This window comes from Streptomyces longwoodensis (assembly GCF_001514125.1).
Taxonomy (GTDB): domain Bacteria; phylum Actinomycetota; class Actinomycetes; order Streptomycetales; family Streptomycetaceae; genus Streptomyces; species Streptomyces longwoodensis.
This window is the reverse complement of sequence record NZ_KQ948557.1, coordinates 317,586-329,762: the sequence shown is the minus strand read 5'-3', so window position 1 is coordinate 329,762 and position 12,177 is coordinate 317,586. Positions and strand designations below refer to the sequence as shown.

6 protein-coding genes and 1 pseudogene are annotated in these 12,177 nt (G+C 67.8%); all 7 read right to left on the bottom strand.

The window, feature by feature from the left end; genetic code table 11:
* Positions 1–196: 196 nt before the first annotated feature.
* The 7 genes and pseudogenes from AQJ30_RS24505 to AQJ30_RS24480 all read right to left on the bottom strand — a co-directional run bounded on the left by AQJ30_RS24505 (position 197) and on the right by AQJ30_RS24480 (position 12,129).
* Positions 197–1,377, bottom strand: a pseudogene (locus AQJ30_RS24505) (IS701 family transposase).
* A gap of 106 nt (positions 1,378–1,483) precedes the next feature.
* Positions 1,484–5,476, bottom strand: coding sequence for a CHAT domain-containing tetratricopeptide repeat protein (locus AQJ30_RS24500; RefSeq protein ID WP_067237882.1), 3,993 nt, complete (start codon positions 5,474–5,476; stop codon positions 1,484–1,486).
* Positions 5,477–5,660: 184 nt separating this feature from the next.
* The gene (locus AQJ30_RS24495) at positions 5,661–9,392 is read right to left on the bottom strand and encodes a CHAT domain-containing protein (RefSeq protein ID WP_067237879.1); all 3,732 of its coding nucleotides are present in this window, start codon (positions 9,390–9,392) and stop codon (positions 5,661–5,663) included.
* Between the two features lie 125 nt (positions 9,393–9,517).
* Positions 9,518–9,922, bottom strand: coding sequence for an IS3 family transposase (locus AQJ30_RS38105; RefSeq protein ID WP_245727083.1), 405 nt, complete (start codon positions 9,920–9,922; stop codon positions 9,518–9,520).
* Entirely contained in the window at positions 9,865–10,401 is a 537-nt protein-coding gene (locus AQJ30_RS38100; RefSeq protein WP_107119686.1) for an IS3 family transposase, read from the bottom strand. Before AQJ30_RS38100 ends, AQJ30_RS38105 begins: the two co-directional genes overlap by 58 nt.
* The gene (locus AQJ30_RS24485) at positions 10,398–10,703 is read right to left on the bottom strand and encodes a hypothetical protein (protein WP_079084266.1); all 306 of its coding nucleotides are present in this window, start codon (positions 10,701–10,703) and stop codon (positions 10,398–10,400) included. The genes AQJ30_RS38100 and AQJ30_RS24485 overlap by 4 nt, the downstream gene beginning before the upstream one ends.
* 253 nt (positions 10,704–10,956) lie before the next feature.
* Complete coding sequence (locus tag AQJ30_RS24480) at positions 10,957–12,129, bottom strand: IS701 family transposase (protein WP_067237877.1); 1,173 nt, start codon at positions 12,127–12,129, stop codon at positions 10,957–10,959.
* Positions 12,130–12,177: the final 48 nt, after the last annotated feature.

The window sequence follows — 12,177 nt, the reverse complement described above, 5'->3', positions numbered from 1 at the left end:
GACCAGGTTCCAGGAGGACAGGCGGCGGCCACGGTGTGTGGTGACCACGGCGGACGGGGAGCCGGGGCGGTGGCGGGGCCGATGCCGGGTGTGGGGGGCTAGTACTTCAGTCAGAAATCGTTGCCTGAGCTGGTTCTTCTTCGGTAGTGGCAGCGGCGGGCGATCGCTTGGTGCTGTCTGCGCCAGAGGGACCAGTTCAGGGCATGGATGACTGCTCCGGGGCGGGGTGTGGGCCTGGGCAAGAGAGTGTCCAGCAGTCTGCGGATCTCTGCCACGGTGAATCGGATGGTGCTGGTGGGGTCGTTTCTGCGGCCCCCCTTTCGGTGGTCTGGGCAGCGACGACGGACAAAAACGCGTGGGCGAGCATGACCAGGGTGATGTGGCGATACCAGCCCGGATAGCGGCGGACCTAGTACTGGTCGAGGCCGCATTCGTTCTTGGCTGCCTGGAAGGCTTCCTCGATCGCCCAGCGCGAGCCGGCGATCCGGACCAGGTCAGCAACGCTGGTGCCGTTGGGGGCGTAAGCGAGGTAGTAGGCGATCTCGTCCGGGCGGGCCAGGCTGCGGCGGCCCAGCACCCACCGCTCGTGGGTGGGCCGGTCGCCGTCGAAGACACCGATCACCGGCAGGCGTGCGGCGGCCCAGTCGTAAAGGCGCGGGCCTTTGGCACCGTCGCCGCAGGAATGGCGTTCCCATGCCTCGCCGGGGGCATCGGCGATGGCCTGGTCGATACGGCCGAAGGGAGCGTGCAGTTGCTGTGACTTCGGCACGGCCAGGACGTAGCCGACCCCGGCTTCTTCCAGGGTGCGGCGCATGCGCCATTCCTGTCCGTAGGCACAGTCGCCCGTCACCCAGGCGATCGGCAGGGGTGAGGCAAGCGCCCGCAGGATCATCGCGCGGGCCAGCTCACCCTTGGTCGCGAAGCCGCGGCTGTCAGGGATCTTCGCCGCCCGGCACCGGTCCGCGTCCGAGGTCCAGGACTTCGGCAGATACAGCTCCGGTCCACCAGCACTCTGCCCCTGGCCGTGGCATAGGCGGCGAAGACTCCGATCTGGCAGTTCTCCGTCCGGCCGGCCGTACCCGAGTACTGCCTTTGCACCCCAGCGGACGTGGTGCCCTTGTTGAGGAAACCGGTGTCGTCCACGATCAGGACCCCGTCCGGGGTGCCGAGGCGATTGGCGACGTACTGCTGCACGTCGTCCCGGACCGCGTCGACGTCCCAGGCCGCACCGTTCAGCAGATGCTGGAAGCCTGCTGGCCCGCGGTGACCTGCGTACTCGGCGAGCTGCCAGCCGTTCTTCCGCTCCACCGGAGCCAGCAGACCACGCACGTAGTCCCGCATACGCCAGCGCAGATCCACCCTCGAGAACCGCCCCACAAACCGGCTTCATCCGTCCCCACCACGACCAGAACAACGAAGGCTGGCCAGCTCAGGCAACGATTTCTGACTGGAGTACTAGGGCGTACCCAAAAATGGGCTTGATCTAAAGGCCATAGTGCAGGAACGGGGCCCAGAGGTCGGGGTGGCCGGGGTAGCGGTCACGCAGGGCGCGGGTGGCGGTGGCGAGGGCGGCAGAGGGCGTGTTGTGGCCGCCCGCCTCGTGGAAGAGTTGGGAGAATTCGGCGGCGATCTGGTCGCGGACCGGCCAGAGGGTGGCCACCACACTGCGGAAACCGGCGAGTTGGAACGCGGCGGCCAGATGGGTCAGCTCGTCCGGGGCATCCGGGGTCGGCATGACCGTGGCACACGCCGAGAGCTGGGCGAACTCGGCGTTCGGCAGGTCCAGGCGGGACAGGTCGTCGATAGTCAGCAGGCCGTCGAAAAGACCCAGGCCGCTCAGGTGCGGGCGGGCGTCGTCGCGAAGATTGTGGCAGGCGAAGTAGGCGCGCGTCGCCTGTGGAAGGGCGCTTAGGACCCTCTCGCGCGTCGCCGCGTCGTTGAGCAGCGCGACAGCTTGCGGAAGGCGGTCGAGGAGAGCCCGGCCTTCAGCTTCCGCGCCAGCCAGTTCGGCGCCGTTCGCGGTGCGGCGCACCGCGACGATCAGGTCGCCGCCGGATCCGGGGGCGGCACCCCGAGTCAGGGTCCTGGTCAGCAGACGGATCGTCGGGGCGTATGACGACTCGACCAGGTCGAGCGCGGACTGGCCCTGCGGGTCGGTGGCGGCGTGCAGCGGAAACGCGCTAAGCAGGCCGGTGGGAACCCACCACACCCGGGTTGCCGGTCCGGTTGCTTCCAGGACCGGGCCAACCACCGTGTCCCATAGCCATGCCAGGATCTCGCTGGTCACCCCGGCGGCCGCGGCGGAGAGCAGGTCGTAGGCGTGCGAGTGGACGTCCTTGTAGTGCAGCCCGTCAAGCGGCAGCGCGCGGACACCCGGTTCGGGGCCGACGATCAGGGCGTGGCTGCCGAAGCGGCTCACGTTGATCAGCACGATCGGGCCGGGCAGGTTCAGGGCGGTCAGCTCGGCGGCGGCCAATGGGCCCAGGAAGTTCTCGTGGCCGGGGACGGCACGGATGTCGTCGAGCAGGTTGGTCCAGGCGTCGCGGCTCTGCGAGGCTTGGGCGGTGCGCACGTAGCCGTCTGGGGTGGGGGAACTCTCGGTTCGGTCCGCAGTGATCGCCTGGCGTCGGCGGTCGAAGCGTTCGGCCAGGTCGGGTCGGGCTTCGCGGAGTTTCGTCAGGTCGGAGCGCAGGTCAAGCTGCAGCGACAGCAGCACCGCGCGGGCCTCCTCGGCCGCCTCCAGCGCGGTGGCTGGGTCGCCGGCCAGGATGTGCGCGATGACTGCCTCGCTGCCCACTTCGGTGATCTGGGTGAGCCGGGCAGCCCGGTCCACCTGGTCGATCTCCTCCAGTGCAGCGACACGCATCAGGGCGACGGCTTCGCGGTAGCAGGTGACGGCCAGATCGTAGCGCTGGTGGTGCAGGACGAGCCGACCGGCGCCGCGCAGCGCAATCAGGCTGTTCATCGCGTCGGTGATCATGGTGCGCGCCAGGTGACACAGCCGTTCCATCTGCGCGCCGGTCAGCTCAGAATGCTGTTCGTAGATCCGCGTGAGCTGGCTGAGCACCACCCCGCGGTAGGGGCCGATTCGTGAAGTAAGGTCGAGCGCCTCCTCCAGCAGGCTGGCGGCCTCAGCCAGCTCAGCGTTCTCTCGGGTCAGCAGGTAACGTTCGAGACGAATGTCGGAAAAGCGCGACAGGTGTCCGAGCTGATCGATGAAATGTTCGTGCCGAATGGTCTCGGCCTCGGCGGCGCGCAGGGCGAGCTCCAGGTCGACTGCGAGGCCAGCGCGGCGGAACTCCCGCAGGAACCGGCTGGAAGACTCTTCGGTGGCCGGCCCCTCGGCCTGCTCGGCGAGCAGATACTCCTGCACCGCGGCGTCTATTATCGCGGCGCCTTCGGCACCCCGAGGGCCGTCTACGTACTCCTTAAGAAAGGCGACACTGACGATTCTGATCCGCCCGGGGTCCGGGGTGGGCGTGCGCTTGGCGAAGCGCAGTCGCAGGCTCCGGGCGCGGGCCAACCGCTGCCGCTGCCGAGCGGCATCCGATGGGGCGAGCGCCACCGCCTCGGCGGCCAGACCTTCAGCGATGTCCAGGTCACCGGATTCCTGGTCGTTGACGCCGCGGATTAAGTACGCGTCGCTGAGCCAGCCGAGCCGCTCAGGCAGTTGCGGATCGTCGGCCCTGCTGGCCTCGATCGCGGCGCTCAGCAGCAGGACCGCGGCGTTCACCGCAGCCGGGTTCTGATTTTGGGAGGCGTGGTTGATCAGGGTGTTGGCGTACCGGGCCTGCCACTCCGGCTCGGCGCCCGGTCCGACTATCCGGTCCAGCGGTTCGGGCACCTCGTACGGGAGCGCCTCCGGCGTCGGCAGCCAGTGCATCAGCGTCTGCGCCAGCTCATCCGGCCGGCCAGAGCCAACCGTCGCGTTGTGCCGCAGGATGTGGAAGTGGCCAAGCACGCCACGGGCCCGGCTCAGGCTCGGCGAGGCCGGATCGCGCGCGGTCATCCGCTGGGCCAGCCACCATAGATACGCGGCGTCGGTCATCGCCTCGGAGGACAGCACGAAGTCGTGGTCGCCGGTCTGCTCGGCCGCGCGCAACCGGCGGCGCAGGTTCTCATGGGCCAGCGACTCCAGCGTGGGCAGCAGGCCCGGGTTGGGCTCCGGTGCGGTCGGGTCCGGCCAGGCCGCGAGCACGGCCGTGCGGCCGACGGCGATCGCGGCGTGCAACCGCGCCGGGTCCGGCCGGACTTGGTATTCGGCTTCGAGGGCCTCGGCCAGGTTCTCGGCCTCCGAGATCCGCTCATTCGTCCAGGTTTCCCCTGTCCCGGCGCGCCGGAACAGGCGGATGCACTCGTCCAGGTCGGCGGCGTCGCCTAGCACGTCGTATCGGATCCGCAGTGCCGTGGCGAGCAGTGACGTGGACCTCTCAGGTGTGGTGTCACGGAAGATCCTGATCGCTTCTTGCAGGTCCTCGATCCGCCGGGACTGTTCGTACCGGACGGCGAGGGCTAGGCCGAGATCGGTTCGGAGGGTCTCCTGCGCGTCGCCGGTCGCGCTGGCGAGGGCGGCTCGCAGGGGACCTACATCGTCCGCAGCCCCGGCCTCCGATTTATCCGGATTATCCGGGTGCAGCAAGAGCAGTTGCGACCAGCGGGCGGCCCGCGAGTAGACCGCCGCATGCGACGGGCTCTCCGGCGGCAGTGCATCGACCGCTGCCGTGCTGTCGGCCACTGCCTGCCGCAGATCGTCCAGGTGCTGGAAGGCCACGAAGCGCTGCCACTGCGCGTTGCCGCGATTGGCCAGCAGGTGGGCCGGGTCAGCGGAGAGCGACCGGGTGATCGTCAGCGCCTCGTCGGTCAGCGCCAGGCTCCGATCGATGTCGGACATCGCCGAAGTGGTCTCGAACCGGCTGGAGTACAGTACGGCGACGTTCTGCAACAGTTTGGCGCGCAGCAGGTCCGGCTCGGCAGCCAGCGCGAGGGCGCGCTCTCCGTAAGTGAGGGCGGCGTCGAGATCTGCGGCGTCGCCGGTCTCGCGGTGCCGGTCGGTGAGCGCCATGGCCACCTTCAGCAGCACCGGCACCGCGTCGGCGGTGAGATCCGGCGGCCACTGCAACAGCGCGAAAAGACGGATCCCGGTGTCCCTGCGCCGAGTTAGCGCATAGACCGCGATGCCGCGGAGAATCCCGCTCGCATGCGCCTTAATGTCCCCGACCTTGGGCGGCTTCGCGCCCTGGAAGTACTTTTGAATCTCCGGCGGCGGCGCAGTTGGCCTGCGCTGCCACAGTACGTGGAAGAATCCGAGTGCGCACTGCTGTTCGATCTGCCGCTCGTCCTGTGGCCCGCTCTTGAGACGCGCCCAGTGCAGCCAAGCGAGTAGGTAAAGGGCCGGGTCGAGACGGTCGTCATTGGCGTCCGCGACCTGCTCCCACCACAGTTGCGCGGCCTCGACCAGAGCCTCGTCGTCCAGCACGCCCCCGGGGTCGCCGTGCTGCCACCGCGAAAGCCGTTGCTCCAGTCGATCGCTGGGGTGTGCTAAGGCCGTCATTGACGACATTGTCGCACCGCTTCGGACGGTTGTCTTCGACGAGGAGTCCGCTTGCCCGCTGCCGGAGACTTGGCCAGCAGCCCCCGGACGGGGCCGGACGGTCGTCAGGTCAGGGACCGTACTGCAAGAAGGCGGCCCAGTCGTCGGGGCGGTCGGGGTAGCGGTGGCGCAGGGTGCGTGCGGCGGCGGTGACGGAGCCTGTGTCGTGCAGGAGTTGGGAGAATTCTGCGGCGATCTGGTCGCGGACCGGCCAGAGGGTGGCCACCACACTGCGGAAACCGGCGAGTTGGAACGCGGCGGCCAGATGGGTCAGCTCGTCCGGGGCATCCGGGGTCGGCATGACCGTGGCACACGCCGAGAGCTGGGCGAACTCGGCGTTCGGCAGGTCCAGGCGGGACAGGTCGTCGATAGTCAGCAGGCCGTCGAAAAGACCCAGGCCGCTCAGGTGCGGGCGGGCGTCGTCGCGAAGATTGTGGCAGGCGAAGTAGGCGCGGGTCGCCTGTGGAAGGGCGCTTAGGACCCTCTCGCGCGTCGCCGCGTCGTTGAGCAGCGCGACAGCTTGCGGAAGGCGGTCGAGGAGAGCCCGGCCTTCAGCTTCCGCGCCGGGGAGCTCGGCGCCGGCTGCGGCACGGCGTACCGCGACGATCAGGTCACTGCCCGGCTGCGGCGTGGTGGCCCGCGCCATATTGCGGGATAGCAGGCGGATCGTTGGGGCGTACGAGGAGTCGATCAGGTCAAGGGTGCACTGGCCGGTTGGGCTCACCGCGGCGTGCAGGGGGAACACGGTGATCAAGCCGGTGGGAACCCACCACACCCGGGTTGCCGGCCCGGTTGCCTTCAGGACCGGGCCGACCATCGTGTCCCACAGCCAGGTCAGGGTGCGTCCCAGGACTTCGCGGGTCAACGCGGCTGCGGAAGCGAGCAGATCGAGGGCATGCGAGCGAACGTCCTTCGCGGTCAGGCCTGTCAGCGGGACCGCACGCACGTCAGATGAACCGCCGACGATCAGAGCGTGACCGCCGAACTCGCTGACGTTGATCAGCACGAGCGGGCCGGGCAGACCGAGACCGGTCAGTTCGGCGGCGCGCGGCGGGCGCAGGAAATCCTCGTGGCCGGGTACCTTACGGATGTCCCTCAGCAGGGCGGCCCACGCGTCGCGGCTGTGCGCGCCACGGGCAACGCGGACGTATCCGGCCGGCGTACGGACCTCGTCCAACTGCTGCGCGGTGAGCGCTTGGCCCTGGCGGTCGAACCGATCGGCCAAGTCGGGTCGCGTCGCGCGCAGTTCGCTGAGGTCGGAGCGCAGGTCCAGGTCGAGCGAGAGCAGCACCGCGCGCGCCTCTTCAGCGAGTTCGAGCGCTCCGTGCGGGTCCCCGGCGAGAAGGAGCGCGGTGACCGCCTCGCTGCCGACTTCAGTGAATTGAGTGAGCCGGGCGGCCCGATCCTCGCGGTCGATCTCCTCCAGTACCAAAAAGCGCAGCATCGCGACGGCTTCGCGGTAGCAGGTAGCGGCCAGGTCGTACCGCTCGTGCCGGAGGCAGAGCCGGCCAACGCCGCGCAGCGCCCGCACGGTCGACAGCGCGTCCGCGGGCGTGCTGCGAGCAGTCAGGCACAGCTCTTCCAGCCGGGCGTCGTCCAGGGTGCGGCCCTCAGTCTGCAGCTGCTCGGTATACGTCATGGCCAGCCCGTTGACGATCGAGGCGCGGATCGGACCGAAGGGGGTTGCGACGGTGAGCGCCTCCTGGAGTAGGCGGGAAGTCTCTGCAAGGTCAGCCGCGTTCTGGGTGAGCAGGTAGCGCTCATGGTGAATTTCTCCGAGGTGCAGCAGGTGGTTCAGCTTCGTGGTGGAGCCGGCGTCCTCCCCAGGTGTCTCTGCCTCGGTCGCGATCAGCGCGAGTTCGAGGCTGACCGCGAGGCCGTCCCGCTGGTATTCCCTCAGGAACCGTTTCGAGTGCGATGACTCGGCCTTCTCGGGGGCATCGGCGACAAACTTCTGCACCAAGGCGTCCATCTCCGCCGCACTCTCGGCACCCTTGGGTGTGCCTAGGTACTCCTGCCTCATCACGAACAAGGACATGCTGTTTCCGACGGGGTCTGGACTGATTGGGCGTCTGGTGTGGCGCAGTCGCCGGCTCCGAGCCCGGTTCATCCGCTCCTTGTATTGCCCAGCCTCAGGGTGATCTGCCGGGACAAGCGCCACGGCGTCCGCAGCCAGCTCGGCCGCGATGTCGAAGTCGTCACCCTGACCGCGGGCAAGGTATGCGTCGCTGAGTTGGCTGAGCCGCTCCGGCAGATCGGGATCGTCCGCGCCAGTGGCCTCGACAGCGTCGGTCAGCAGCAGGATCGCGGCTTTCACGAGGGCCGGATTGTATTCCTGGCGGGCATAGTGGATCAGGGTGCCGGCATAGCGGGTCTGCAACTCAGGCTCAGCGGCCGGCCCGATCAGCCGGTCCAGCGGGTCGCGCAGTGAATCGCGGACCGCCTCCGGCGCGGCCCACCAGTACATCATTGTCTGCACCAGTTCGTCGGGGCGCCGGGTGCTGACCGTTGCGTTGTGCCGCTGAATGTGGAACTCGCCGAGGATCTCGCAGGCCTGAGGGATCCTCGACGAGGCCGAGTCCCTCGCGGTGAGCCGCTGAGCTATCCACCACAGGTACGCGGCGTCGGTCATCGCCTCGGCCGAGAGCACGAACTCGGCGTTCCCAGTCGCCTGCGCCGCATGGATCCGGCGGCGCAGGTTCTGATGGGCTCGGAGGTTGAGCAGGGGCAGCAGGCCGATGTCCGCACCGGGTGCGTTCGCGTCCGGCCAGGCGGTCATGATCGCCGATCGTTCTGACTCGATCGCGGCCCACAGCTTGGCCGGGTCCTGCCGGACATCAAAGTCGGGATCTTCGTGGTCGAGGTCTTCGTCGCCGGGGTGCGCCGCCAGAAGCTGCGACAGCATGGTGAGGTGCGCGGCGACCGCCGCGCGGCGCGGGCTGCGTGGGGGCAGCGCCGCCAACGCTGCGGCGCCGTCGGCTTCAGCCTGCTGCAGGTCGGTGAGCTGGTGGAACGCAACGAACCGGCGTACCCGGGCAAGGCTGCGGTTGGTCAGTAGAACAACGAGGCTGAGCCCCAGCGATCGGGCGATCTCCACCGCTTCATTCAGCAACGCGATGACCCGATCGCTGTCGGACATCGCCGCCGTCACCTCGAACCGCCCGCACAGCACCACAGACACGTCCTGCAGCACGTTGGCGCGCAATTCGCCTGGGTCGGGCGCCATCGCGACGGCACGTTCGCCGTACGAGACGGCCGCGTCGAGGTCCGCCACATCACCGGTCTCGCCGTATCGGCTGGCCAGGGCCTCGGCTACGCGCAGCAGTGGCAGTGCCGAATGCTCGGGAGGAAGGTCCGGCGGCCATTCCGAGAGGTCGTAGAGGCGGATCCCGGTGTCACGTTTCTCAGTGATCACGATCGCGGCGATGTCGCGAAGAATCCCACTGACGTGCTCTTTCGGATCTTCGATCGGGTCGGGTTTCGCGTCGCGGAAGTAGGTCCGCAGTGCCGACGGCGTGGCTTCGGGATTTCGTTGCCATAGGAGCTGGAACAACAGCAGCGAGATTTTCCGCTCAAGTGCTCGCTGCCCCTCGGGCCCGCTCGTGCCACGGGCCCAGTGCAGCCAGCCCAACAGTTGCACAACGAAGTCGAGGTTCTTGTCCGCCGGCTCCAACGTGAACTTCCGCCACAGTTGCGCGGCCTCAATCAGTGCTTCGTCCGCCAGTACGCCCTCGGGATCGCCCTGCTCCCAGCGAGAGATCCGTTGACGTAACCGGTCGCTGGGCTGCGCGGCGGTCGTCATAGAAGCTATCGTCGCATCGGCTCGACGGGGCGGAGCGGTTTATGGCAGAGACGGGGGAATCAGCGTGTCCACAAGCACCACAGGCGATGAAGCTTCCCCGTGATCTTGGACACTCGATGCTTACGCTACGAGGGCGTGTTGTTGTTCCAGACGCTGCCGGGTCTCCAGTGGGTGAGGTAGCCCCAGGGCGGATGGCGGCGTAGGCGCTGTCGGTTGTAGAAGGTCTCGACGAAAGCGAAGATGTCCGCGCGGGCGCTGGTCCGGTCGGGCCAGCGACGGGTTCCGATCTCCTCCTTCAGCAGAGCGAAGAACGACTCGGCGGCATTGTCGAAGCAGGAGCCGGTGCGGCCCATGCTCTGCCGCAGCCCCAACCGACTTATCTCACACCGGAGTTCGTCCGAGGTGTATTCACTGCCGCGGTCCGACTGCGCAATACATCCAGGCTTCAGCTGACCGCGTCCCGCGGCCATCTTCAGCGCATCCACGACCAAGCCGGCGCGATGGTGGTCGGCCATCGAGTAACCAACGATCTCGCGGGTCGCGAGGTCCAGCCAGGTCGCCAGATACAGCCAGCCCTCATCGTGGGGATGTAAGTGATGTCGCCGACCAGCTTCATCCCCGGCGCACTCGCGCTGAAGTCGCGGCCGATCAGGTCCGGGGCGGGCACCGCCCGTTTCGCCGGGCGAGTCAGGCCCTTGCGTCGACGCCCTGTGACGCCACTGATGCCGCGTTCACGCATGACGCGCTCGATCCGTTTGCGGTTCACGCGGTGTCCGAGCCGGCGCAGGCCGGCGTGGATGCGCGGAACTCCGTAGGTGGCCCTGGAAGCGACGTGCAGCACGGTGATCTCGTGGGCCAGGGCATCATCGGCGGCCTTCCTCGCCGAGCGCGCCTTCTCCCCGGCCAGCCACGCGTAGAACGAGGAGCGGGCCACCTTCAAAAGCCGGCACAGCAGAGCAATGTTGTGGGTGGTCTTCTCCGCCTCGATGAACGCAAACACCTCTCTCATCGATCGCTCTCCTTCGCGAAGAAGACCGCCGCTTTTCGCAGCACCTCGATCGTCTCCGCCTGCTCGGCGGCCAGCCTCCGCAGCCGACGCAGCTCTTCGCGCTCGGCCGTCGTCAGCTCTCCCGCGCCCCCTGCCCACGGTCGATCGTGTCCTGCTTGACCCAGTTGCGCAGCCCCTCGGCGCTGACCCCGATCTGACCGGGCCACCTCGGTGACGGTCTTCCCGGAGGAGCGCACGAGCGCGACAGCGTCCCGCTCGAACTTCTCCGTGTACCGCCTGCTGCGGTTGCTCTTACTTCCCACCTGGCACTACTTCCTCTGGAACCTCATGTCCCAGTCTCCAGGTGTCCACGATCAAGGGGAATGTTCACTGCTGCCGTCCACCCGCCTCTAGTACTGCAACGGTGCTTGTGCTGATTGCTGGGCAGTTTTCAGGGGCTGTGTCCGCGTCGTTTGTAGTGGCTGATGCGGGCTTGGTGTTGGCGTCGTCGGCGCCATGTCGACCAGTGCAGGATGTGGTCGATGGCGGTGGGTCGACGGTCGGTGAGGCGGGTGATCAGGCGTCGGATCTCGGCAAGGCTGAGGTGGATGAGCTGGGAGGATCCGTTTCTGCTTTGTCCGTGTCCAGCTGTCTCGCCCGCAGAACGGTGAGGCAGGTGTGGGCTGCCATGGCCAGAGTCATGTGGCGGTGCCAGCCGGGGTAGCGGCGGACCTGGTAGTCGTCCAGGCCGCATTCCTGCTTCGCGCTCTGGAAGCATTCCTCGACCGCCCACCGGCTTCCGGCGATACGGATGAGCTCGTCGAGTGTGGTGTCGGCGGGACAGTAGGAGATCTCCTCGGGCCTGCTCACGCTGCGGCGGGCGATTACCCAGTGCCGGCGGTCCTCGCGGTGCGACGGCCGCACCTCGACACGGGCCCAGTCATAGATCCGCCGGCCGTGCGCACCCTCGCCGCAGGAACGGCGTTTCCACTTCTGCCGCGGCAGGCCGGGGAACAGGTCGTGGACGGGGTGATCGATGGACCAACGGGTGACGACTGTGTCGTGCCTCGTTGTGGCCATGACGTGGAAGACGTCGGCCTGCTCCAGCTCGAACCGCCAGCCCTTGCTGAAGCCGTAGGCGGCATCCACGGTCACCCAGCCGAACGGAATCCGGTCGGCGATGGCCCGGCGGACCATCGCCTTGGCCATGGCTACCTTCGTCTCGAACGCGATCTCGTCGCCGATGCCCGCGCGGCGACAGCGTGCCCAAGCCTCCGTCCAGGACGTGGGCAGATACAGACGGCGGTCGATCAGCGTGCGTCCGCGGCCGGTGGCGTAGGCGAGGAACACACCGATCTGGCAGTTCTCGGTGCGTCCGGCGGTGCCGGAGTACTGCCTCTGCACCCCGGCCGAGCGGATGCCTTTCTTCAGGAAGCCGGTGTCATCCACGATCAACACGGCATCCCGGTCTCCGAGATGTTCGACGACGTAGCTGCGGACGTCGTCCAGGACCTCGTCGGCGTCCCACTCGATCCGGTTCAGCATCCGCTGAATACGGTCAGGACCGTCATGACCGGCCTCTTCGGCCAGCGTCCAGCCGTTCTTGCCCTCGAGCGGAGCAATCAGCCCCTGCATGTACGCAAGCGCCGAATCCCGCGGTTCCGATCTGTTGAAACGGTGCAGGAACCGCCCGTGCAGAGCGACCAGTTCACCCGACCACAGCCTGACATCAGCAAGGTTCCCGCCCATAACCACACCAACGAACGAACTGGCCAGCAGTCATGGCAAACACCGTTG

What these genes read in the sequence shown, in the direction of transcription:
- AQJ30_RS24480 (WP_067237877.1), bottom strand. Translation starts at nt 12,129, where the DNA reads ATGGGCGGGAACCTTGCTGATGTCAGGCTGTGGTCGGGTGAACTGGTC.
- AQJ30_RS38100 (WP_107119686.1), bottom strand. Translation starts at nt 10,401, where the DNA reads ATGAGAGAGGTGTTTGCGTTCATCGAGGCGGAGAAGACCACCCACAAC.
- AQJ30_RS24495 (WP_067237879.1), bottom strand. Translation starts at nt 9,392, where the DNA reads ATGACGACCGCCGCGCAGCCCAGCGACCGGTTACGTCAACGGATCTCT.